Origin of the sequence: Roseofilum sp. SBFL, assembly GCF_017746885.1 — a bacterium.
GTDB lineage: Bacteria > Cyanobacteriota > Cyanobacteriia > Cyanobacteriales > Desertifilaceae > Roseofilum.
The window spans coordinates 1-23,730 of record NZ_JAGHZH010000130.1; the positions used below are offsets into that span (position 1 = coordinate 1).

Sequence of the window (23,730 nt, forward strand, 5' to 3'; positions counted from 1 at the left end):
TAGGTTCGAGGATTTTCTGGTACAATTGAGGAAGCATTTTTATATTTTTGTGGTCTCTACACGACCACTTTACTCTTTTACCGATCGCCTCCTCAACCCACCACTCTCTCTACCATTGAGCCTCCTTGTCACCCCTTGAGTCCATCCCCACATGGCTGAAATTTCCCCGAAGCGCAAATAGCGATGATCTTGTTGGTAGGCTAAGATGGCTTGGACTTGATTTTGGGTGAGGAGTCCGGCTTCTTCGAGGACTTGTCCAATGGGTTTCGAGGGATGCACTTTTTCCTGGGGTTCTATCCGTTCTTCTACAAGAGAATAACTGGTATTTAAGCTAGAAGTGTTGTCAATTTCATTGCCAATCCACAAGGGCCAAAATAGGACAATCCATCCTCAGCTTTGAAAATTATTTGGATTATTAGTGTGTTGATTTTTGCGTGCGCTAGTATAGCAAACTGCCCCTGAAAACACATAGGAGATCAGGGCATAAGCCATGAGGAATGTACTCATTTATTTTTCTTTGAAGAAAGTTTAATGCCGATCTGTTAAGGGTCATGATACCGCAATTTTGCGGAATAGAGTATAGTAAGTTTACGGGTTGTTCTATAGATACGAGATGAAGATTAAGTTGATTTACGGTTTTTTGAGGGGTTTTGGTTTAATAATTATGACTAATATTATGCCTGAGTAATCGGTTTCACTATGTATACTGCATTGCCACTCCTACATTGTTCCGGTAGAACATTCTCTACTCCCTATTCCCTATTCCCTATTCCCTATAGCCAATTAACCAGACTTGTTATAACTACGGCGATCGTAGAGACAAGGCGTACCTTGTCTCTACGATCGCCCTACGATTTCTCTTGAAGCTTGTCATCCATCAATATCTAGGATGGAGAGGAGATAGGACTGACGCGATCCAACCACACTTGCAGTTGTTCGCCTTCTAATACTTCGGTTTCTAACAGTTCTTGGGTCATTTGTTCCATCAGTTCTTGATTGTGGGACAAAATGCTAAAGGCTTTTTCATATCCTTGCTCGACAATTTCTTTGACTTCGCGATCGATGGTTTGGGCAGTGTCGTCGCTCATCAGGCGGCGAGTGTTGCCACTACCATTACCGAGGAAGTTTCCAGATGAAAGTTTTTGATAGGCTAAGGGGCCTAAGACTTTACTCATGCCGTAGGTGGTGACCATTTGTTCGGCTAAGTTTGTGGCTCGTTGCAAGTCGTCGGAGGCTCCGGTGGAAATGGTGTTAAAGATGAGTTCTTCGGCAGCGCGTCCGCCGAGTAACATGGCAATTTGATCGCGCAGTTCCCATTCTTCCATCAGGAAGCGGTCTTCAGTGGGCAATTTGAGAGTGTAGCCGAGGGCAGATAGACCCCGGGGAACGATGGAGATTTTGGCAACTTTGCTGCCTCCCGGCATTAAGGCTCCTACTAAGGCATGGCCGACTTCGTGATAAGCGACTCGTTTTTTCTCGCGATCGCTCAATACGCGGCTCTTTTTCTCTAGTCCGGCGATCACGCGCTCGATCGCCTCTTTAAAATCAGCTTGGGATACGGTTTCTCGGTTGTTGCGAGCCGCGAGCAATGCCGCTTCGTTGACTAGGTTGGCGAGGTCTGCTCCAGCAAATCCAGGGGTTTGGGTGGCGATCGCCCTCAAATCAATATCGTCTCCGAGTTTAACTTTCCTAGCATAAATCTCTAATATTGTCAACCTTCCGGCTAAATCCGGTCGGTCTACCAGCACTTGGCGATCGAAGCGTCCGGGACGTAACAGGGCAGCATCCAAAGCTTCTGGGCGGTTCGTTGCCGCTAAAACAATTACTGTGGCATCACCGACTCCAAACCCATCCATTTCCGTCAAAAGCTGGTTTAGGGTTTGCTCCCGTTCATCATTCGAGCCACTTGGCATCCCACCACTGCTGCGGGATTTGCCAATAGCATCTAACTCATCAATAAAGATAATACAGGGAGCTTTCTTTTTCGCTTGTTCAAATAAATCCCGGACTCGTGCAGCTCCCGTGCCCACAAATAGTTCCACAAACTCCGAAGCTGAGATGCTGAAAAAGGAAACATTAGCTTCTCCAGCGACGGCTTTAGCTAAAAGAGTTTTTCCGGTTCCTGGAGGACCGACTAATAGCACACCTTTGGGAATTCTCGCACCAATTTTTTTGAAGCGATCGGGACTTTTGAGAAACTCCACAATTTCTGCTAACTCAACTTTGGCTTCTTCTACTCCAGCCACATCCACAAAGGTTATTTTTTCCGATTTTCCCTCCACATAAACCTTTGCTTTACTCTTACTAATCGCTAGAGATTGAGAATTCCCCCGATTAAGGAAAAACTGAAACGCGACAACCAAAATGATCGGCGGAATAACCCAATTGAGGAGGACAGCAAACCAGGTATTCGTTGGCGGTGGGGCGGCTTGAAACAGAACTCCATTTGCTTCTAATCGCTGGACTAATTCGGGGTCAAATACGGGAGTTGTCGAGAGTAGGGGACCGAGTTCTTCTGAACCATTTTCTGATTTCAGGCGATAGCGGATTTCGTTTGACCCAATTTGCACACCAGAAATCTGATTATTCTTGACTTGAGATAAAAATTCACTGTAGGGAATGGTGGGCAGTTTTGGCCGTGTAAATTGAGGGAGAATATAGTTAACCGCTACAATTACCCCAGCCACACCGACTAAAATCCAACCCATCTGTTGAGGTCGAGGGAGTTGGGGCTTTTTCTTAATACTCATAGATGATGAACTCCATGCGGGGGGATAGGGGGATGGGGAGATAGGGGGATAGCGAAGAGTCCATGAATTACTCATTCCCGACTCCCGAATCTTGATAGAAGAGTTGCCATTCTCCTTGAACTTGGCCAAATTGAATTTGGGGGTCTAGGGGAGAATAGACATAGCGATTATAAATATAACCGGCTTCTCCACTGGGTAACCAGATGGGTGTCCATCCATCGAGGGGACTGGAGAAGGAGTCAGCAGTGTCCTCGAATTCCTCTATTTCGGTTTCTTCTGATGGTGAAGGGTTGCGGGTTAAGACTTCGTTAGAGGCAACAGAAATCACCTCGCTGTCGATATCGGGCTGCGATCGCACATTCACTCCCGATCCCACCACAACCACCTGATTCTTTTCCCAGTCTAGTCTAGGTTGGGGTGAGTCGGCCAATGGGGGATAGGCTTGCAGCAGTTCCGATTGTACGGGGGGACAAATCCAGAGGGAAGTAAAGGGGTCAACTTTAGCATTAGTGGGATTAGGGTCAGCAATACATCCAAGGGCGATCGCCTTTTCCAATTCTTCCCATACCCTCACTTGTCCTATTGTCTCCCATAAAGGACTCTCCTCTGGTAACAAGTCCATCATAAAGTCTGGATCTCGGTTAGCAACTGCATGACGAAATTCCCGACGAAATTCATCAAACTCGCTTCCAGGTTCCACATCATCTATGTCCAATAGATTTAAAGGGCGGATTTCTGACGGGATTTCCAGAGACGCATTAGCGGAAATCGCAGCAGGAGAAGAAGTTGGAGAAGCTTGGGAAGCAGGAGGATTCCCCACCGGGCGATTATGCCAGAAGAGGGCAAAGCTGGCTCCTCCTAGGGTAGCCGTCACCAGACTCATCCATAATAGGCTGTAAAGGTTATTCATCTTTTCTGAGTATCTTCCCACGTCTGAAGTGTCCCCATGTCCCCCAGCGAGCCTCTACCTCCCTTTTCTTTGGGCTAAATGTAGAACTTTTTCTGCCCATTGACAAAGTTGCTCTAATTCCTGACCGTGATCGGGAAATTGGGCGCAGCCACTACTGAGGGTAATTTTAATCGGTTTTAAGCCACCAATATCTATCCGATCTACTTGAATGAGGATCTGCTGGATTAATCGCTCGGTTTGTCGGCGATTGATTCCAGGAACAGCTAATAAAAATTGATCGTCTCCCCATCGGGTAATTAATGTTTCTGGGGGAACTTGCTCGAGTAAAATTTGGGCAATATTTTTGAGGACGAGATCGCCTAATCGATAGCCTCCCTGTTGATTAATCTGTCGAAAGCGATCGATATCAAATAGGATAACGGCTAAAGATTGGCGATCTTGATGACATCTTTCGAGCTGATGTTCCAGTTGTGTCCAAGCCGGATAGCGACGAATAACTTGGGTTAATTCATCCTGTAGATCGATCTGGGGAGACAGATTTAAGCGAGATTGCAGGAGTTGATACCTTTCCAGACGATTTAAGATACGGGTGACTAATTCCGGATCGGTTGCCGTTTTATTCACATAATCATCTGCACCCAGAGAATAAAGGCGATTAATGGTTTCTGGATCTTTGTAGGTGGTTAAAAACAGAATGGGTAAGTTATTCCAATCTGGATGGTTACGAACGGCTTCACATAACTCTAATCCGGTAATATCGGGCATATCAATGTCTAAAATCAGCAGATGGGGCTGAACTTGCTTGAGAGTTGTCCAAAAGTTATGGGGGTTTCCCAAGGGGATAACATCAATTCCCCAGGGAGGGAGACAGGTGGTGAGGCGTTGGTGAATTAAGGGATCGTCGTCAACGGCAAGGACAATTAGGGGAGCAGGAAGATCGGAGTCTTGACAATCCGGGAAATCGAGAGAGCTGGCTTCCTTCTGTTGTACAGGGATTTCTTCTGTCTTGGCTGTCTGTTGTTCAGGGGGAGTAAGCAGGGTTTGTAGGTGTCTTAGATGCGATCGCAACTCGCGCCCTTTATGCCTAACATTATCGGATTGGAAAATCATTTCCATTAACCGAGCGATTTCCGATCCTTGGGGATAGCCAAACATGCCCAAAGAGCCGACTAATTTGTGGGCAGTGCGTTGTCCTTCCTGGCGCATATCTTCTGATAAGGTGCCTTGTTCTAAGTCAGCGATCGCATCATCTAGAAGGGTTAATCGCTCTAGAATCGGCCCTTTGAAAGACTCCCATAACTCGGCGATCATTGCCTCAGTTTGAGCTTCTGGAGTCTCCAGTTTCTGAGGTTCAGCGATCGGGATGATAGGGGGAGTAGGGCTTGGGGCTTCTGTTGCTTTAGGGGGTAAGGTTTTCAAACGATAACCCATACCATAAATGGTTTCGATGACCCCATCTGCACCTACATTTTTTAATTTGCGTCGCAGGCGCTTCACATGGGCCCGCACCGTATCTTCCCCTGGGCTATCAGGAAATGACCATAAATAGTCTAAAATACTACTGCTACTAAAAATTCTCTGGGGATGGCGTAAAAATAATTCCAGCAAACTATATTCTTTTGCCGATAGAGAAAGGTTTTTTTGTTGATAAGTAACCTCGAAAGTTTTCGGATTTAAAGATAAATCCCCCCAGATTAACAGCGATTGGGTATAGGTTTGCTGACGGCGCATTACGGCCCGAATCCGAGCATTCAGTTCTTCTAGGGTACAAGGTTTGACTACATAATCATCGGCTCCAGCATCTAGACCTTTGACTTTATCGGTACTCTCATTTTTGGCGGTTAATAAGATAATTGCGCCTTGATATCCTTCTTGTCGTAAACGATGACATAAATTTAATCCATCTAGCTTGGGGAGATCGATATCTAATAAAATTAAATCGTAGGTGAGAGTATCAGCATATTCCCAGCCAATTTCCCCATCATGAGCAATATCAACTACATGATGTTGGTGCGTTAAGGCTTTCTTGAGCATGGGTGCTAAAATGGGGTCATCTTCGGTGATTAAAATTCTCATAGTTATGGCTTATTCGTGCTTTGGAGCGTGGAAAGAGGAAGTAACCAGGGGAACTGGACGATAGTTGTTACACACCACAAAGAAGAGGCTCACGATCGCACAATGGGAATCCCTCAAGTGTTCAACGGCTATCCCTGAAGCGATCGCCAATGGACTGAACCAGTTACCTCAGGGGGCGGATTCAGGATTTGACTTGAATTTTTACATATTATCTGATTATCTCACTCCTCTGATCCGAGCTTGATTCTTATACAGCGAATAGATATTCTTGATAGACTACTTCAGTAACTCAAAGATGACTGAAGCTGAGTTTCAATCCTCATCTACAGCTCTGTTGATGCCAAGGACATTCTCGCCATGAGAGACGATCTGACGGATAGAACCCATAGTAGGGATACTCAAAGGGCTGAGATCTCGAGCGGCGATCGCCTGGCTCTCATTACCCACACTTCTAGTCAAGGAGAAATCATACAAAACCAATTAGTTGAACTTGGGTATGACATTCAACTCTTCCCGAATTGGGAAGATCGTATGCCCCCAGACTTTCTACCGAATTTAGTCTTAATTCAATCCCATTCTGCCAGTTATTGGCAACAGGTTTATCAAAGCCTCAAATCCGATCCCAAAACTCATGGCATCCCCTTGCTGGTGTTAACCAATGATTCAGTCGATTTAGCAACAGTCAAAAGATTAGTGCTTCAGGGAGTAAGATTTATATCTTCGAGCCAACCCATTGATCTCGTCAGTGCGATTGAAGGACAACTGCATCAGAGTCAGCTAAGAGATCAATTAAGAGAAAAATCCGCCTATCTCCTACCCTGTCCAGACTGTTATCTATGGCAACAACCCATTTCCCCATCTACCTCTTCAGAGTATTTGCTCTCAGGAAATGCATCCTTATTAGAAGTACAGCGAATTGCCCACTTTGGCAGTTGGGAATGGGAGCGTCAGGAAGAGATTCGCCTCAGTCAGGAAATTCGAGGATCGCAGGAAACCTATCGTATTTTAGGGATCGATCCCCAACGGTTGACCTATGCACAAGTGTTGAAAAAGCTCCCTGCCCAAGATCGCCGGGAGTTTCACCAGCGTATCCAAGAGGCGATCGCCACAGGAAAAGCCCAAGAATGGGAACTGGCGCTCTATAGTGGTGACGGACAACTGCGCTATTGTGAGCTGCGAGTGCAACCGATTTTAGGGATTGATAGTAAGGTGAGGGGATTATTTGGCATTCTCCTCGATATTAGCGATCGCAGGCTTTTAGAACAAAAAATCCAGACTTCAGAAATGGAAATGCGCTCTGTATTTGGAGCGATGGGAGATATTGTTTTAGTCCTGGATCGAGCGGGGGAAACCATTAAAATGAGTCCCACTGCTCCGGCATTGGGAGAGGGAGTCGAACTGATTTCGGAAACCATTAATCAGATTATTTATGGAGAGCAGCGAGAAACACTCTGTCAGCAGTTACAACAAGTGGTAACCGATCGAATTACCCTGACTTTAGATTATGCTCTCGATCTTGAAGACTCCAAGGTTTGGTTTTCGGCAACCTTATCTCCTATGTTAGAGGATCAAGTCATTTTGATTGCCCGTGATATTACTGAACGAAAGAATGTAGAATTAGAACGAGATCTGGCTCTAGAACAGGCGGAATCTGCCAGCCATGCCAAAAGTCGATTTTTAGCCAATATGAGTCATGAATTAAGAACTCCCCTGAATGCCATTTTAGGATTTACTCAGGTTCTCCTGCGAGATGCTTGTTTCTCTGACGAACACGAAAATTATCTCAACATCATTTATCACAGTGGAGAACATTTATTAGGGCTAATTAATAATATTTTAGATTTATCGAAGGTTGAAGCGGGTTATATCGAGATCAATCCTACTTCGATTAATATACAAGTTTTCCTCGAGAGTCTCTATCAGATGTTAAATCTGAAAGCAGCAGAAAAACAGCTCCATTTTGAAGTGCAAAAGATAACTCGATTGCCCGAATGCTTGGAAACGGATCAAGGGAAGTTACGGCAAATTTTGATTAATTTGCTCGGTAATGCGATTAAATTTACTACTCGTGGACAAGTGATTTTACGAGTGGGTTATATTGAACAGAGGGAAAAACAGCATTTATTAGCTTTTGAAGTAGAAGATACTGGTCCAGGAATTCCTCCAGAGGAAATTGAGTTACTGTTTCAACCCTTTCAGCAGACTTCAACAGGGTTAGCATCCCAACAGGGAACCGGTTTAGGCCTATCGATTAGCCATAAGTTTGTGGAGTTATTGGGGGGTAAGTTAACCGTATCGAGTGTCGTCGATCGAGGTAGTATTTTTAAGTTTCAGATTCCGGTAGAACCAGAGTGTTTACTCGAGAGGCAAGGACATCAAGAGCATCCACGGGTAAAAGGTTTAGCACCGGATCAACCGTCTTATCGCATTTTAGTGATTGACGACTACTCAGAGGATCGTCAATGGTTGGTTACGTTGCTGGAGATGGTGGGATTTGTGGTTGAGGGGGCAGCCAATGGCAAAGAGGCGATCGCCCAATGGCACCGTTTTGATCCGGATCTGATTTTGATGGATTTGCGAATGTCCTACCAGAACAGATATCCAACCATGGAACAAATTCGTGCTATCACTCAGGAGAAGTCTATACCGATTATCGCGATCGCAGCCATGGTCTTTGAGGATGAAGACCAGTTAAACGCTCAAATCCGTTACGATCGCGTACTCTATAAACCCCTTGAAGAATCTATTCTCTTGGCGACTATTGCTGAATTTTTATCCCTAGAATATACCTATGAAGATCCATTAAGAATCAGTATTTTCTCAGAGCCAATCCATGCGGAAACGGTTGATGTTAGCATATTTTTGACGATGCCAGAGCTATGGCTCGAAGACATATACCATGCCACCATTACCCTGGACGATCAAAGGATTCTAGAGCTAATTGAAGATTTGCCAGGCGATCGAGCTGAACTGATACAATTCATTGAGCAGAAATTGAATGGGTTTGATTTTGAGAGTTTGTTAGACCTAATCACTCCGTTACTTCCTGAGTCTCTTCTTCAGCATCAGGCATTAGAAGAGTGAAATAAAAAGATGTTCCCACATCGACTTCCGATTTAAACCAAATTTTACCGCCGTGATTCTCAGCAATTTTGCGGCACGTAGCTAGCCCGATGCCATGGCCACTATATTTTTTGGAGTCATGAAAGCGCTTAAAGACTTGAAAAACTTCTCCAGTCTTGTCTAGGGGGATACCAATACCATTATCTTTGATACTAATTAAGCATTTGTTTTTCCGAATGACCACTTTGATTTGAATTTCTGGTTGTCGATCTGGAGCTGTAAATTTAATCGCATTGTTAATTAAATTTTGAAACAGTTGAACAAGCTGAAGTTCATTCCCTTGCACTGTGGGCAATGAGGAGCAAATAAGATTCACATTTCGTTCAGCGATCGCACTGGCTAAGTTTTCTTTCACTTGCCCAATAATCTCATTACAATCAACCGGTTCTAAAGCGATCTGCTCTTGTCCCATTTTGGCATAGATCAATAAATCCTGGATTAACCGTTTCATGCGATCGCCCGCACTAATAATACTTTGTAAATGAGTATATTCTTCGGGTTCTAATTTATCTTTTAACGTAAACTCCAGAATGCGAGCAAATCCTAATATACTTTGCATCGGTTGCTGTAAATCATGGGAGACTACTGAAGTGAATTTTTCTAGTTCGTGATTAGCTTGAGTCAATTTCTCATTATTTTCAATCAGTTGCTGTTGCAGAGAACGAATATGTAAGTGGTTTTTTACTCTAGCCAAAACTTCAGCGTTTTTAAATGGTTTCGTAATATAGTCTGCTCCTCCTAACTGGAATGCCTTCACCTTATCCCACGTATCATCTGAAGCACTAATAAAAATAATGGGTATATCATAGGTTTTAGGATCGCTTTTTAAGGCTTCACACACTTGATACCCATCCATTTCTGGCATTCTAATATCTAATAAAATCAAGTCAGGCAAACAACTATAAATGGAATCAATCGCTGCTTTTCCACTCAATGCTTTGCGAACTTCATAGCCCATACCACTTAAAATATCTGATAATAAGCGCACATTAACGACGTTATCATCAACAACTAAAATTTCTGCATAATCGATCAATTGAGAGTTCATATTCATAGTATTTATTGGGAATGGGCAACATTTTTCACCAGATCTAGGATTCGATTAAATTGAAAGTTATTCGACCAATTTTCTAATCTATCAGCTAAATTTTGGTTTTCAGAAGGAATGAATTGAATTAAATCAAGAATTTCTGAATCCGATCCCTTACGAGCCGCTTGGAATAACCGATCGATCCAATCTGGAGACATTTCTGTTAACCGTTCTTTTAAGTGTTCTGAATCCTTCTCAATCGTTGGATCGGGGTTAGACTTTATCAAATCTACACTAGAAAATTCCGTCAATTCTGGAGTGAGATAGGTAGAGTCCAATGAGTTAGCATATTGATAATGAACTCCTAAATGTTGGGCAATTTTTTGCCACACGACTTCTTCTTGAAAGGGTTGCTTCATGTAGTCATCCCACCCATCTGCTCTAAGATCTCCGAGTTGATCTGAGGCAAATTCAGGGATCAAAGCAATCAGCACGGTTTCTTTGCCTTTGGGTGTGGCTTGAATGGTCTCAGTGACGGTATGACTAGAGATTGCCGAGAGTTGGATATCCATCAAAATTAAATCGGGTAACCAGTTTTTACATAGAATTATGGCTTCTTCAGTTTGAGAGACTTCGCGGACTTGAAATCCAACGGATTGTAGTAGATTCACTAAGTATTGTCGGCTGGCCCAGCGATCTTCAATTACTAATATACGATAGTTCGGTTGATTCGGGGCGAGTCCAATGACTGGGGAAGAGCTACTCTCCTGATTAGAATGAATACTTTTGTCCAAAATAAAAGGAATTTGAAAGCTAAATCGAGACCCCTGGTTCACTTGACTTTTGACTTTAATTTGTCCTCCCATTAAATTGACTAATCTTTGACTCACGGCTAGACCTAACCCGGTTCCCTCTTGAGATGGAGGATTAGAAAATGGATTAAATAGGGTGGATAAGAATTCTGAAGACATGCCAATCCCTGTATCTTCTACCTCGAAGCATAAATAGGAAGGGCAAGAAATCCGGAGGGTAATAATTCCTGAAGGAGTGAATTTAATACTATTATCGAGTAAATTAATGAGGACTTGTCGAAGTTTGTGTTCATCGGTTTGGATAGTTTTGGGGGTATTCTCTTCCTGAATTAATTGAAAAGTTAGTCCTTTGGTTCTGGCTCGAGTTCGGATGAGACGGCTGAGGGAGTCAAGAAATTGGTAGAAATCGAAGGGTTGGGGATAGAGTTTGATGCGCCCAGATTCAAGTTTAGACATATCTAAAACATCGTTAATTAAGTGCAATAGATGTTCGCCACTTTGGTGAATAATGCTTAAGTAGTCTTGGACTCCATGGCTGAGGTTTGTATCTTGTTGCAGAATTTGGGTAAAGCCTAAAATACCGTTGAGGGGAGTTCGCAGTTCATGGGTCATTTTGGCTAAGAATTCACTTTTTGCTTGGTTGGCTCCTTCGGCGATATCTTTGGCCTGGGCAAGTTCTTGGGATTGTCTTTGGGCAGTTTCGAGGACTTTGGCTTGTTGCAAAGTGATGCCAAGTTGTTCGCCAATTTCGACTACAAAATGAATTTCACTGTCTGTCCAGAAGCGAGGACTGGAGTTTTGATAACAGGCGAGGAGTCCCCAAAATTCGGTTTCGGTGAAGAGGGGAACGGTTAGATAGGCTGTTGCTTGGAATTGGCGCAGGAGATCGAGATAGCAGTCGTTGAATCCTGCTTGTTCGATGTCGGGAACGCAGAAATAGGTTGTTGGGTATTGGTAGCGTCCGTTGCGGGTGTTTTGGAAGTGGGTATCAGTGATGATCTGAGGGTTTGGGGTGTAGAGATTGACGAAACAGCGATCGCTCTCTAGAGAGACAAAGGGGTTAGTCATTACGGATACCCAACCTTTACCGACAGATTCGGCCACAAATTGGCCACTCCAGTCAGGATTAAAGCGAAATATACCCACGCGATCGCACTGTAGGGTTTGGCGGATATCCTCGGTGATGGTGTAGAACACTTGTTCCATATCTAGGGTACTGCGCATCCGTTCCAGAATTTGACGGGTAGCTCTTTCGAGTTTGATTTTCTCCTTTAGCTCCGTTAATACTTGGTTGTGTTTGCTTTCTATTTTTTTGCGTTCAGTAATATCGTTAAATAGACACAGAATATAAAATTTAGCTTGTAGATTAAGTAATTCAGCTGAGAGGAGAAGGGTGCGGACTTCTGAGTTTTTGGTTAAAACTTGCAGTTCGTAGTTTTGGAGGCGTTGCGATCTCTTGAGTTCTACGAAGAGCCGATCTCCTTGGTTAGAATTAGCGCACAAATTCATCTCCATCGGGTTTTTACCGATAGTTTCTGCTTTAGAATATCCCGTAATATCTAGAAAGGCTTGATTGAGATCGATGAATTCTCCATCAGGATATGCGGCGATCGCCATGGGATAAGGACTGAGTAAAAAAGCTTTAGAAAATTTTTCTTCTGACTCCTGTAGTGCCTTTTGAGTTTTTTCCTGCTGTTCGATTTCGTATTGTAATTGGCGATTTTGATCGAGGAGTTGTTTTTCTAACGTCTGAATTCTTAATTGGTGCTTGATTCTCACCAAGACTTCTTCAATCTGAAAGGGTTTGGTAATATAGTCACATCCTCCGACTTCAAAGGCTCGGATTAAGTCAATGGGATCGTCCAAAGCACTAATGAAAATCACTGGAATATGAGACATTCTTGGGTTTTCTTTTAACCGTTGACAGACTTGGTAGCCATTGAGATCGGGCATTCTAATATCGAGTAAGATTAGATCGGGAGGAGCGGCTTGAATGCTAATCAGAGCCATCTTACTATTTTTGACACCACGAGCTTTATAGCCTGCTTGTTTGAGGGCACTGCACAAAACATGCAGATTATTCATGGAATCATCAATAATTAAAATTTGAGGTCGAGGAGGCTTTAATGCTACCATCTTTATTGTTTTTTATATCTAATAAGGCAAGAGGCAAAAAGTAAGAGGCAATAGAAGATGTTCTAAATATCCTTAGATATTCCTTAAGAAAATATAGCAGAAAACTCAAAAACTCTAAACTAATCCACAAATAATACACTTAGAAGCGATCGCCTCTACATGTTTTGACCAATCCGATCCTTTGAAGCGAGCGGGAGAGGGCAGGTGAGCAACAGGAGCATTGCTTTTATACTGAATATAGTCCTCCGTATTACTGCTGGGCCGCAAAGGCCACTTCAGGGCTTGGCAAAACGGGAAGTACTCTTCTCCTGCTTGTTGATAGACCTGAAACTGAAGCGTAAACCCAAAGCGTCCCTCACTGGCCTCAACCCACAGTCGATCGACAGTCTGGAAATCTTCACAATGAATATCTGTGATATTACGAGGATCTAAAAAAGAGCTAATCGGTTTACCCGATGCTTTATGAAGACAATTCCAGGTCTCTTGATCGGCTGCTTTCCAGCGCTTCATTTGCAGTAGATTTTGCAATTTTGTATAATCAACACCCACAGCAGACTTCAATTCTACGGGGAGTTCGGAGGAGCCAAACACCCAAGTTTTAACCATATGAAGGGGGTTAAATACTTTAGAGGTGACTTCTGTGGGTTGGTTACTGATAGCGGTGCGACTTGAAGAGGGACGGGAAGTGAGAGGTTTCGGTTTTTGAGATTTAGGTTTTTGGGATTTGGAAGCTGCTATAGAGGTGAAGGAACCAGGAGAAACTGATAATACAGATAGTACTTCCGAGGCGGATTGAAAGCGTTGTTTTAAATTCCGGGCAACCATGCGATCGAGGGTTTGGGCTAATGTTAAATTCACCCGTTTTTCTGGGAGTAAATAGTCTCGCCATACCCATTTTTCATTCGCAATATCATAGAGTTCTAAGGGAGCCAGTCCGGTTAACAAATGGAGACAAGTGGCTCCTAAGCTATATAAATCACTGGCTGGAAAAACTTTCCCTCGCAACTGTTCTAAGGGCATATATTCTGCACTGCCGACGATCGTTCCGGTTTGGTTTAAGGTGGTTTGCGAAACCCATTTCGATACACCAAAATCAATTAATACGGGTAAATTATCCTTTTTGCGGCGGATGATATTTTGGGGTTTAATATCCCGATGAATGACCTGATTATCATGAACAAACTGTAAAACGGGTAAAAGATCTCGCAGCAGTTGTTCAATTTCTTCGGGTTCATAACCCCCTTTTTGTTGCAATTCCTGAGTGAGGGTTGGGCCGTCTACAAATTCTTGCACTAAATAAAGCTGTTGATCTTGTTCAAAATTGGCGAGTAAATCGGGAATTTGATCGTGTTTTCCTAACTCATCTAAACGAACAGCTTCTTGACGAAATAACCGTTGAGCTTTATGAACGACCCGATCGCTAAACCCCTTGAGATAGAGTTGTTTAACTACCCGGAGAGGTTGGGACGGAATATCTTCGTCAATCGCAATAAAGGTTTTACCAAATCCCCCTTGACCAAGTTGACTAATCGGCCGATAGCGTTGTCGGAGATAGAGGGAAGTGCCACAACTGGAGCAAAATTTAGTGTTATCGGGATTTTGGGGGGATTTACACTCGGGGTTAACACAATAACTCATGGGGATATCCTGACAACGAAAGTGACGTTATTGGGCGGATCTTTCTTCTGCCTTCAAGATATGGAAATGGGAAAAAACTCCTAGGGTTTCAAATTCGTAAGCAGGCAGAAAGGCGGTAATTGATAGATTAGTTCGATAGATACTAAACAGTATATAGTCTTGACGATCAGTGCGTTGGGCAATGATGGTTTGCAGTTGGGGTTGAGCTTCTTGGAGGAAGTTATCGCAAGATTGTTGCAGGATGTTGCCAAAGCTTTGATTGGCTTTGTCGCAAACGTTTTCTTGGAGATATTCGACTAACTGTTGGGAGGCAAACTCTTCATAGTTGGAGGATTTGGGGTTGGTGGCAACCATTGCTCCGGTTACGGTAGCGATCGCCACTCCTCCGACTAAAGCCACCATTTTTAGCGCTTTCATAACCACATTCCTGTCTAAATGCCATTCTTGACCATACACCCAACTGCGGGCTATCTCCCGGAAACTAGGGAAAACTAGCCTACGGGGACAGAAGCAGGATCGAGGTCTAATTCCATCAGTTTGGCGATCGCCCCTTCTAATAAGCTTACCCCGTCTTCTACGGATTCTATCCGCGCCAATTTACCCCGCAACTCTCCCGCACCATAGAACTCCTTAGCGTACCACGTCATATGCTTACGGGCCTGACGGATACCGCGATCGCCCTTATATTCGTACAAGGCTCGTAAATGCTCCATGGCACATTCTAAACGGGCGATCGCCGTCGGTTCGGGCAATTTTTCTCCCGTCTTCAAGAAATAATCAATTTCCCCCACCAAAAACGGATACCCCAACGTCCCCCGCGAACACATCACCCCATCCGCTTTGGTTTCCTCCAAACAGCGTACTGCCGCTTCCACGGAGAAAATATCCCCATTGGCAATGACTGGGATGGACAACCTTTCTTTAACCTTCGTAATCCATTCCCAACGGGCCGGCCCATTATACCCCTGGGCGCGAGTCCGGCCATGGAGCGTCAACATTTTTGCTCCCGCATCCTGCATCCGTTGGGCAAACTCCAGGATATTAATTTCCTGATTTGACCAGCCAATGCGCGTCTTCACCGTCACCGGAACCTCAACTGCTTGAGCCACTTCTCGTACAATCGCCTCCGCAATTTCCGGCTCGCGCAACAAAGACGAACCGCCCCCATTTTTAGTAATCTTATTGACGGGACAGCCCATATTAATATCCACCGTATCTGCCCCTTCGTCTACCGCCATTTGCGCCGCTTCCGCCAAAAAATCGGGGCGACAGTCAAACAGTTGAATACTAATGGGACGCTCATTCGGGTCTACTTCCATCAGTTTCGGCAACTCCCGCACATAGTGTAATCCCGTAGCATTCACCATTTCCGTATACATCATGGAACTGGGAGCATAGCGACGCACCAGGCGACGAAACACCAAATCCGTCACCCCCGATAGAGGCGATTGTAATACCCTAGAGTTGACTTCTACTGTACCAATTTTCAGGGGAGAAGAGAGTCGAGCTTGCAGTTCTGGAGACAAGGCAACCATGGTGAATCTATGGAATGAGCGTTTGAGTTTTCAGCGAATCCTTTTTCCGTTTAATTATACAACAGTCAAAAACTCGGCTTCTGGCGTTACGCGGGGGGCAAGAAACCGGGTTTCTACCAGGGTTGACAAGACAAACAAGAAGATGCGCAAGAAACCCGGTTTCTGGGTGCTGTATCATGAGACCAATTCAATTTATCCCTCTTCGATCCATGAGCGAAACCATTTTTAGTAAGATTATCCGTAAGGAAATTCCAGCAGATATTGTCTATGAAGATGACCTTTGTCTGGCATTTAACGATATTTCTCCCCAAGCTCCCGTTCACATTCTGGTGATTCCCAAAAAGCCAATTCCCAAGCTAGCCGATGCTGACTCTCCAGATCATGCCTTGATGGGTCATTTATTGCTCACTGTTAAACGAGTAGCCGAACAAGCGGGACTCACGAACGGATATCGCGTGGTTATTAACAGTGGAGCAGACGGAGGACAAACGGTCGATCATCTACACCTCCACATTCTCGGAGGACGCGCTCTGGACTGGCCTCCGGGCTAGTTTGCCGTTATTATCGTATGGTACAGGTGGGTTTTCTCAGATTTAGGAAACCCATCAATAACTCTGAGATTGAGTATCTTTATGCTTCTGGCAGAAAGGCGATCGTAACGAACGATCGCAATAAAGAAACTAAAAGAGTATTTACAATCCCTTTATCAAGACAATTTAGATAAAGTTATTTTGTTTGGTTCTGAAGCACGGGGAGAGGCGGATATTGATTCTGATATCGCTATTTTGATTGTGCTTAAAACCCCCTTTGTCTATGTTTTTTTCTCGCCCTCTCTCCCCATCCCCCTATCACAGCGCAAAGCACTGTATCTTTGAATTTCTCGTTGATTCTAGACTACCTTCCTAAAAAGTTTGTAATCCCCTCACACCCTCCGGGAATGGTTTGTCGTGAGGCTTCCCCACACCAAGAACAGCAGTAATAGCGTTGTTCTTCTGAGAGTTCCTGAACGCCAGAAAAATCAGTATTTTCAACTACTGCACCGGTATATTCTCCGGTTTTGTAATTGGGTGGATGTTGGCGATCGCGGGGGGTAGCTGTTTGTGCCGATCCATAAAAGAACTGTGTCCCTCTTAAGTCAGCGCCCGCTAAATTGGCTTGATACAGGACGGTTCGGGATACATTTGCCTTGGTTAAATCGGCATTTCTTAAATCCGTGCGGACTAAATAAGCCTCACTTAAATCTGTCCATCGCAGGTCTGTACGAGCTAAATTTACACCAGCTAACATCACTCCTAAATTAATCACTCGAATCCCATTAAGCCGGTCTTCCTGATATCCTCCTCGCCCATCAAAAATCGGTCGCCCCAAATGATAATCCCGTCGCAAGGGGGTGAGTAAATTGGATTGGGATAAAAACCGAATGACTTTGGCTTTCCCAGCGGCATTGACACTGCTGAGAATGGCGGCAGTTCGGCCTTCGGCAAAACAGCGCTCTTGAGGCCAATCTTCTAACATACCTTCATCATCTAATGCCAGTTCAGAGATGCCCTGAAAAAACGCATCAATGGTTTGTTGTTGAGTAATGGTATTTTGCTGAATGGTTAAATCCTTGGAAATCACATATTGTCGCCAAGAAATATAAACGGCCAAAATGGCGATCATAATTTGTCCCACAGCACCCACCCATTCAGCCCAAGACCCAAATTCATCCCATTTGACTTGATTGAGCCAGTTACTGATGGCGCGATACAGGCCTAAATAATTAAGGAGTCCAGCTAGGGAAATAAATAAACCGGTAAATCCGATAAGTTGCGATCGCTGTTGGGCAGTCAGATCTTTGAGCGTTCGAGTTAATGTCGGCCAGACTAACCGCAAAGAGAGCGCAAAGGCAACGGCTGCCCCAGAAAAGCCCATCCAGAAATTATGAAGCGATAATCCCACAAACATGACGGCGATCGCCACTACCATAATCCAATCCCCAGATGGCGACGGTTTACTCGACCATCGCTCTGGATTAAACTCTGAAGGCTCTAAAGTTGAGGGCGGTTGCTCTAGGGAATGACGAGGTTTACCTTGAGAGCTAGGGGATAGGGAAGGGGAAGACGACGCAATCGGATCGGGCATCATACAGGAAAACTAATCAAGGATCATAAACGACGTACCATCTTAAAGAAGCATAGCGCGATCGTTAAAATAGGCAGTCTTCAGACATGATACAGAAAAATAAGTGGACGATTCGTTCTGGGTTGATGCTCTTGGCTATCCTACCATGGTCAGCGTGTTCATCAAGGCTTCCTGAATGTAGCGATCGTTTAGGGTATGTTACCTTTAGCCCCAATGAACCCATTGAGCTAGGGGGAGGCAATACCGTCCCTTTCTTAACTCCCATGGGTTCTGAATCTGCCAGTCATGGGTATGTAGGTTGTTTCCGCACAGTACTATAATGAGACTAAAGTGGGGAAAGTCGCTACTAAATTTGCCATTGAAGAGCTAGGCGTAAAATGGGCGGCAACGGTCAATGATGGGGATGCATTTACCCAGAGATTAAGTCTCTCTTGTGAAGAGACCTTTGCACAATTGGAGGGTGAGGTTGTTTTGAGTGGAGCAGTCAATAAGGGCGATCGCAACATGAAGCCGACTTTGAACTCATTAGTGGGCTTTGCTTGGCCACAAACAGAAGGTTTAAGGACAGTGGACAATGCCTATGAAGGTGAATAGGGTTACTCTTCGGAGCCTCCTGATTACAGTTTTGCCTACGATACAGCTAATATGGTGCTGGAGGGACTTTCCTCTGTGGCGGTGCGATCTCCCAATTGCACACTCCCAATTGGCTGTCAAGAACTACGAAATTGCGATGCTAAGTTTGTTACTGTTGATTGTTTCGATCCAACTATTCTATGAAACCGGTGATTTTCACTCAACTTAGAAAGCTCCAACAATGGTGGAATCGCTTAAGTATTACCACTAAACTATCCACTGGTTTTGGTGGATTATTTGGCTTTATTCTGTTGGTTTCAATCAATAGTTATATTGCATTTAAAGTCGTTCAAGATAAAGCAGCACAAGATATTTATACAAGTGTAGAGCTTCAGAGATTAGTTCTAGAGATGGATCGCCATTTGCAAGCCGCTCGTACCCATCAAAGAGATTTTTTCTTGCGCTATTCAGAAATTGGATTTAATCAGGCTAAAGAAATTTATGCCCAAGAAGCTGTAGATAATATTAATGAAGTCATTCGCTTAATGACCGAGTTCAAAAAACTGATTGAGCAACCACAAGTTAGTAATTCCCTTAAAGAAACAGATGTGGATATCAATTTGTTTGTTGCCTCAGCCGAACATTATGAAACAACTTTTATGGAAGCGGTCGAATTGGTTACACGACTAGCGGAAGAGGGAAAAGGACTCAAAGACCAATTAGATCATTTAGGTAACGAGGGAAAACAGGCCATTGAGTCCCTAGACATCCAGTGGAGAGAACAATATCAAGCTTTACGTCTGGCACAAAAAGAGTATTTGATTACTCGGCAGCGTCGCCATATGCGCTCTACTTTTAAAATCTTACTAGAATTAGAGAAAAAGATACTAGAAGATTCAACAATAAACCAGCAACAAAAAAATACTCTATTAAACATTCTCGCCTCTTATAAGAATACAGCAGAAGAGATTTTAAAAGTAGACAGTGAAATTCAAGCCAAATTTAGTGATTTTGACTTACAAGCAAAAAATATAGATCGAATTTCTGGTCAACTTATTGAATTAACTAATCAAGAGGTCTTAAAGGCAGAAAAAAAGGTGGATGAGGCGAGTGAGTTGATTTACTATATCTTGTCTTTTTCTGTCCTGCTTGGATTATTGTTTGTCACGATTATTGCCCGATTACTCCAAAAAGGAATCACAGAAAAAATCATCCAACTGACTCAAGGAGTCAATCAGCTTAAACAAGGTTCTCTTGACCATCGCTTACCGATAGAATCGGAAGATGAACTAGGAGAATTGGCAGAAGGGTTTAATGAAATGGCAAGCCAACTGCAAGCTTTAGTTAATAATTTAGAACAACAAGTAGTAGAACAAATAGTTACCATTCGCAAAAGTGAAGCTCTACTCAATGAAACCCAAAAAATTGGTCAGTTAGGGGGATGGGAATTTGACCCTCAGACTCAAGAGTTGATTTGGACTCAGGAAGTTTACCAGATCCACCAACTTGAACCTGAGTATATACCAACTTTAGAGGGGATGTTATCCTTTTTTGAAAACAGGTATAAAAATAAACTCAGAGAAGCAATTGATAAAGCGATCGTTCACTTAACTGACTTTGATTTAGAACTGCCTTTAATGCGTCATTCAGGTCATTTGATTTGGGTTCGTATCATTGGTCAACCCTTTCAAGTCGATGATCGAGGGATTAAGGTTAAAGGAACGCTGCAAAATATTAGCGATCGCAAAGAAATTGAACTAGCCTTGCAACAAGCAAAGCAGGCGGCTGATGGTGCCAACCAAGCAAAAACAGAATTTTTGTCCAGTATGAGTCATGAACTTCGCACTCCCCTCAATGGAATTTTGGGTTATACCCAAATCTTAAAACGCTCGAAAACTTTGGAGGGAGAAGATCGCAAAGGAGTAGACGTAATTCATGAATGTGGGTCTCATTTACTTAGCCTGATTAATGATATTCTCGACATGGCTAAGATTGAATCGAGAAAAATAGAATTGCATGAACAATCCTTAGCTTTAAGCTATTTTCTAGATGGCATAACTTCAATTTGCAAAATCAAAGCTCATCAAAAAGGCTTGGATTTTAAAAGCATTTATTCTTTTGATTTACCCAAGGCGATTGTAATTGATCAAAAACGGTTGCGGCAAGTTTTAATTAACTTGATTGGCAACGCGATTAAGTTTACAGATACTGGAGAAATAACTTTTCAGGTAACTTGTATTCATCTGAGTTCTAGAGAGAATCAGAATTATGCAATAATTCGCTTTGAGGTCAAAGATACTGGCATTGGCATTCCTCCAGAACAAATGGAAAAAATATTTTCTCCCTTTGAACAAGTGGGGGACAAAGCTCGGATGTCTGAAGGCACTGGTTTAGGATTGGCGATTAGTCAAAATATCGTTCAATTGATGGGAGGAGAGTTACAAGTTTCTAGTATTCCTAACCAAGGAAGCTGCTTCTTCTTTGAGATTGAGTGTTTATTAGCTGAAGAGACTATATTTGCAGAATTTCCAATTCAAGACCATACCATTACTGGATATTTAGGCAAAAAGAAAACTATTTTAGTTATTGATGACCGTTGGGAACATCGTTCTTTGATTGTCAACTTGCTCAACTCCCTAGGGTTTGAAGTTGTACAAGCAACTGATGGCAAAGAAGGACTCAAAGAAGCTAAAAGAGTAAAGCCAGATTTAGTTATTACTGATATTTTTATGCCGGTAATGGATGGCTTAGAATTGACTCAAATTCTACGACATCTCAATGAATTGAAACATATTCCAATCATTATATCAAGTGCTAGCATTTCAGGTTTAGACACAGAAAACAGTCCAGGAATTAATTGTAATGATTTTATTCCTAAACCTATTGATACAGAGGTTTTACTAGCCAGTTTGAAAAAGCACTTGAATTTGACCTGGATGTATACTGATAGTCCAGACTTGGATCATCTGGATTATCCCATAGATCGAGTGGAAAACAGTAAACAAAGCAATTTATTTACAATGATATTTCCTCCAAAGTCTGAACTCAAAAAGCTCTATCAATCAGCGCGAATTGGTGATATTGAGGATATGGAAAATGAGGTGAAACGTTTAGCAAAAATCGACAAAGAGTATCAGTCTTTTGTTCGTTATACTTCAGATTTATTAGACGATTTTGCGATTGAGGAAATCAGGATTCTGTTAGAAGATTTTTTCCAAAATGTAGAAAACTCGGCTTAGAATTGTTTGTACAGTTTTTGATGTAATCACTAGCACTCTCGATTACGGCGACTCAATTAAGAAGCAAACCTTAAAAATGATCCCTTCTGTGTTAACTGTAACCTAGAATGAAAGTATCTGACTAGGTTATGGAGTACATGATGATGGGTTTGAATAGCTCTTCTGTATGGCTATTATTTGGCGCTTTTTTCATTCTGCTGATGATCTCCGCGACTCCGATATTGGGATCGCTGGAGGTTAAAGGGTCTCTGACATTTTTGCTCTGGCTATTTGGGATCTTTTTTGTTGGAGGATGGGTGCTGTTTATTTGTTATCCCTTGTTTTCTTAAGTTTGCTTTGCTGATATTTCGTTTGTTGGCGAACCCGTTTTTCAGGGGTAAGGCGATCGCTGCAATGGGGACAGCAAATTCCTTCTTCATAGTCTGGTGAAGCCTTATCTTCCTCAGAAATGGGATAACCACAAGCAACACAGAGATTGTAACTGCCAGCAACTAAGCCGGTTTTGATGGCGATCCGCTGGTCAAAGACAAAACATTCCCCTTCCCATAAACTGTCGGGTTCGGGGACTTCTTCGAGATACTTCAGAATTCCGCCTTGCAGGTGGTAGACTTCCTGAAAGCCCTGTTTGAGCATAAAGGCCGTGGCCTTTTCGCAGCGAATTCCCCCAGTACAGAACATAGCCACTTTGGGATGCTTTTGGGGATCGAGATGGTTTTTTACATAGTCGGGAAAGTCCCGAAAAGAGTCAGTGTGGGGATTTTGCGCCCCCCGGAAGGAACCGATCTTTACTTCATAGTCATTTCGGGTGTCAATGAGAGTGACTTCTGGATCGCCGATTAGTTGGTTCCACTCCTGGGGACTGACATAGGTTCCCACTTGCTCATTGGGATTAACGTCTGGTTGACCGAGGGTGACAATTTCTTGTTTGAGGCGCACTTTGAGGCGATCGAAGGGATAATCTGGCGCTGTAGATTCCTTATGGGTAAGATCCCATAATCGACGATCAGAACGCAAATAGCTTAAGAGGGCATCAACGGACGAACGAGAACCGGCGATCGTGGCATTGATGCCTTCGGATGCTAAGAGGATGGTTCCTTTGATCCCTTGCTCTTCACATAGCGAGTGTAGAGGCGATCGCCATTTGGCATAATCGGCAAAGGAAAAAAATTGGTAAAAGGTCGTTACGACAAGGCTCATGGTCACCTCCAGAAAAAAAATTAGCTGAACCTCTTTTCAAATCAAGTCTTATGTGTATAATAGATCGAGTGGGGTGCATTTCAACCTCTGCGCCTATTCTAAATCCTCTTGGGGGTATAGCTCAGCTGGTAGAGCGCCTGCTTTGCAAGCAGGATGTCAGCGGTTCGAGTCCGCTTACCTCCATTAACAACAAACCAAAGCATAGCAGACTTTTCACCACTGACATCCTGCTTGAAAGCAGAGCGCTCACACATATTTCACACAAAATCATCCTACACCACTCCAAAGCAGTGCAGGGTAAATAGGTCGTACAAATAGAGGAAATCTATCTATAAAAGCATCACCATAGATTTCCGCTAATAAACCAATCACATGACCATCACATAAGCATTCCCTATGGATAAAGAGAGAGTCATAAGGTGTGCTAAAATAGATATATATCCAAGCTGGAGACCCAACTAGGGTAACCAAAGAAGATATATATCCATCGGCACTCCATGGGCTGGCATGATCCGACAGAAAATATCCCCAATCACTGGACTAAGTGATGAGGAAAAAGTAATATTACGAAAACTGGGACTAGGGAA

General features: G+C 43.4%; 17 protein-coding genes and 1 tRNA gene. 7 read left to right on the forward strand and 11 right to left on the reverse strand.

Features of this window, described 5'->3' with window-relative positions; translation table 11 throughout:
- Nucleotides 1-69: 69 nt before the first annotated feature.
- The 4 genes from J7545_RS13865 to J7545_RS13880 all read right to left on the reverse strand — a co-directional run bounded on the left by J7545_RS13865 (nucleotide 70) and on the right by J7545_RS13880 (nucleotide 5,736).
- On the reverse strand, nucleotides 70-366 hold the full coding sequence (locus J7545_RS13865) for a hypothetical protein (protein WP_318700564.1): 297 nt from the start codon (nucleotides 364-366) through the stop codon (nucleotides 70-72).
- A 518-nt stretch (nucleotides 367-884) separates the two neighbouring features.
- Entirely contained in the window at nucleotides 885-2,750 is a 1,866-nt protein-coding gene (gene ftsH, locus J7545_RS13870; protein ID WP_318700563.1) for an ATP-dependent zinc metalloprotease FtsH, read from the reverse strand.
- A gap of 67 nt (nucleotides 2,751-2,817) precedes the next feature.
- A complete protein-coding gene (locus tag J7545_RS13875; RefSeq protein WP_318700562.1) occupies nucleotides 2,818-3,660 on the reverse strand; it encodes a hypothetical protein in 843 nt (280 codons plus the stop codon).
- A gap of 54 nt (nucleotides 3,661-3,714) precedes the next feature.
- A complete protein-coding gene (locus J7545_RS13880; RefSeq protein WP_318700561.1) occupies nucleotides 3,715-5,736 on the reverse strand; it encodes a response regulator in 2,022 nt (673 codons plus the stop codon).
- Nucleotides 5,737-6,093: 357 nt separating this feature from the next.
- Between J7545_RS13880 and J7545_RS13885 the strand changes: the two genes are divergently transcribed.
- On the forward strand, nucleotides 6,094-8,820 hold the full coding sequence (locus tag J7545_RS13885) for a PAS domain-containing hybrid sensor histidine kinase/response regulator (RefSeq protein WP_318700560.1): 2,727 nt from the start codon (nucleotides 6,094-6,096) through the stop codon (nucleotides 8,818-8,820).
- Here J7545_RS13885 and J7545_RS13890 read toward each other — a convergent pair.
- The 5 genes from J7545_RS13890 to dusB all read right to left on the reverse strand — a co-directional run bounded on the left by J7545_RS13890 (nucleotide 8,768) and on the right by dusB (nucleotide 16,010).
- Nucleotides 8,768-9,913, reverse strand: coding sequence for a sensor histidine kinase (locus tag J7545_RS13890; RefSeq protein WP_318719715.1), 1,146 nt, complete (start codon nucleotides 9,911-9,913; stop codon nucleotides 8,768-8,770). The two genes, J7545_RS13885 and J7545_RS13890, sit on opposite strands and share 53 nt — an antisense overlap.
- 5 nt (nucleotides 9,914-9,918) lie before the next feature.
- A complete protein-coding gene (locus J7545_RS13895) occupies nucleotides 9,919-12,837 on the reverse strand; it encodes a response regulator (protein WP_318700558.1) in 2,919 nt (972 codons plus the stop codon).
- A 114-nt stretch (nucleotides 12,838-12,951) separates the two neighbouring features.
- Nucleotides 12,952-14,475, reverse strand: coding sequence for a serine/threonine-protein kinase (locus J7545_RS13900; protein WP_318700557.1), 1,524 nt, complete (start codon nucleotides 14,473-14,475; stop codon nucleotides 12,952-12,954).
- A 27-nt stretch (nucleotides 14,476-14,502) separates the two neighbouring features.
- Nucleotides 14,503-14,892: a DUF4359 domain-containing protein gene (locus tag J7545_RS13905; protein ID WP_318700556.1), complete on the reverse strand. Its 390-nt coding sequence runs from the start codon at nucleotides 14,890-14,892 to the stop codon at nucleotides 14,503-14,505.
- A 74-nt stretch (nucleotides 14,893-14,966) separates the two neighbouring features.
- Nucleotides 14,967-16,010: a tRNA dihydrouridine synthase DusB gene (gene dusB / locus J7545_RS13910; protein ID WP_318700555.1), complete on the reverse strand. Its 1,044-nt coding sequence runs from the start codon at nucleotides 16,008-16,010 to the stop codon at nucleotides 14,967-14,969.
- A 209-nt stretch (nucleotides 16,011-16,219) separates the two neighbouring features.
- Between dusB and J7545_RS13915 the strand changes: the two genes are divergently transcribed.
- Nucleotides 16,220-16,561, forward strand: a complete 342-nt coding sequence (locus J7545_RS13915; RefSeq protein ID WP_318700554.1) for a histidine triad nucleotide-binding protein — start codon at nucleotides 16,220-16,222, stop codon at nucleotides 16,559-16,561.
- A gap of 120 nt (nucleotides 16,562-16,681) precedes the next feature.
- Complete coding sequence (locus tag J7545_RS24085; protein ID WP_413039015.1) at nucleotides 16,682-16,885, forward strand: nucleotidyltransferase domain-containing protein; 204 nt, start codon at nucleotides 16,682-16,684, stop codon at nucleotides 16,883-16,885.
- Nucleotides 16,886-16,904: 19 nt separating this feature from the next.
- Here the strand turns inward: J7545_RS24085 and J7545_RS13920 are convergent, their stop codons facing one another.
- Complete coding sequence (locus J7545_RS13920; RefSeq protein ID WP_413038698.1) at nucleotides 16,905-18,134, reverse strand: pentapeptide repeat-containing protein; 1,230 nt, start codon at nucleotides 18,132-18,134, stop codon at nucleotides 16,905-16,907.
- Nucleotides 18,135-18,220: 86 nt separating this feature from the next.
- On the opposite strand from J7545_RS13920, the gene J7545_RS13925 reads away from it, so the two are divergent.
- The 3 genes from J7545_RS13925 to J7545_RS13935 all read left to right on the forward strand — a co-directional run bounded on the left by J7545_RS13925 (nucleotide 18,221) and on the right by J7545_RS13935 (nucleotide 21,946).
- Complete coding sequence (locus tag J7545_RS13925) at nucleotides 18,221-18,454, forward strand: hypothetical protein (RefSeq protein ID WP_318700552.1); 234 nt, start codon at nucleotides 18,221-18,223, stop codon at nucleotides 18,452-18,454.
- Nucleotides 18,455-18,464: 10 nt separating this feature from the next.
- Nucleotides 18,465-18,728 carry a hypothetical protein gene (locus J7545_RS13930; protein WP_318700551.1) on the forward strand — a complete coding sequence of 88 codons (264 nt, stop codon included), beginning with the start codon at nucleotides 18,465-18,467 and terminating at the stop codon, nucleotides 18,726-18,728.
- Nucleotides 18,729-18,907: 179 nt separating this feature from the next.
- Nucleotides 18,908-21,946, forward strand: coding sequence for an ATP-binding protein (locus J7545_RS13935; RefSeq protein ID WP_318700550.1), 3,039 nt, complete (start codon nucleotides 18,908-18,910; stop codon nucleotides 21,944-21,946).
- A gap of 303 nt (nucleotides 21,947-22,249) precedes the next feature.
- Here the strand turns inward: J7545_RS13935 and J7545_RS13940 are convergent, their stop codons facing one another.
- Nucleotides 22,250-23,143: a rhodanese-related sulfurtransferase gene (locus tag J7545_RS13940; RefSeq protein ID WP_318700549.1), complete on the reverse strand. Its 894-nt coding sequence runs from the start codon at nucleotides 23,141-23,143 to the stop codon at nucleotides 22,250-22,252.
- A gap of 110 nt (nucleotides 23,144-23,253) precedes the next feature.
- Between J7545_RS13940 and J7545_RS13945 the strand changes: the two genes are divergently transcribed.
- Nucleotides 23,254-23,326 (forward strand) — tRNA-Ala (locus J7545_RS13945).
- Nucleotides 23,327-23,730: the final 404 nt, after the last annotated feature.

Coding starts and splice junctions, on each gene's coding strand:
- ftsH (WP_318700563.1), bottom strand. CDS start 2,750: ATGAGTATTAAGAAAAAGCCCCAACTCCCTCGACCTCAACAGATGGGT.
- J7545_RS13875 (WP_318700562.1), bottom strand. CDS start 3,660: ATGAATAACCTTTACAGCCTATTATGGATGAGTCTGGTGACGGCTACC.
- J7545_RS13880 (WP_318700561.1), bottom strand. CDS start 5,736: ATGAGAATTTTAATCACCGAAGATGACCCCATTTTAGCACCCATGCTC.
- J7545_RS13885 (WP_318700560.1), top strand. CDS start 6,094: ATGAGAGACGATCTGACGGATAGAACCCATAGTAGGGATACTCAAAGG.
- J7545_RS13890 (WP_318719715.1), bottom strand. CDS start 9,913: ATGAATATGAACTCTCAATTGATCGATTATGCAGAAATTTTAGTTGTT.
- J7545_RS13895 (WP_318700558.1), bottom strand. CDS start 12,837: ATGGTAGCATTAAAGCCTCCTCGACCTCAAATTTTAATTATTGATGAT.
- J7545_RS13900 (WP_318700557.1), bottom strand. CDS start 14,475: ATGAGTTATTGTGTTAACCCCGAGTGTAAATCCCCCCAAAATCCCGAT.
- J7545_RS13905 (WP_318700556.1), bottom strand. CDS start 14,892: ATGAAAGCGCTAAAAATGGTGGCTTTAGTCGGAGGAGTGGCGATCGCT.
- dusB (WP_318700555.1), bottom strand. CDS start 16,010: ATGGTTGCCTTGTCTCCAGAACTGCAAGCTCGACTCTCTTCTCCCCTG.
- J7545_RS13915 (WP_318700554.1), top strand. CDS start 16,220: ATGAGCGAAACCATTTTTAGTAAGATTATCCGTAAGGAAATTCCAGCA.
- J7545_RS13920 (WP_413038698.1), bottom strand. CDS start 18,134: ATGCCCGATCCGATTGCGTCGTCTTCCCCTTCCCTATCCCCTAGCTCT.
- J7545_RS13925 (WP_318700552.1), top strand. CDS start 18,221: ATGATACAGAAAAATAAGTGGACGATTCGTTCTGGGTTGATGCTCTTG.
- J7545_RS13935 (WP_318700550.1), top strand. CDS start 18,908: ATGAAACCGGTGATTTTCACTCAACTTAGAAAGCTCCAACAATGGTGG.
- J7545_RS13940 (WP_318700549.1), bottom strand. CDS start 23,143: ATGAGCCTTGTCGTAACGACCTTTTACCAATTTTTTTCCTTTGCCGAT.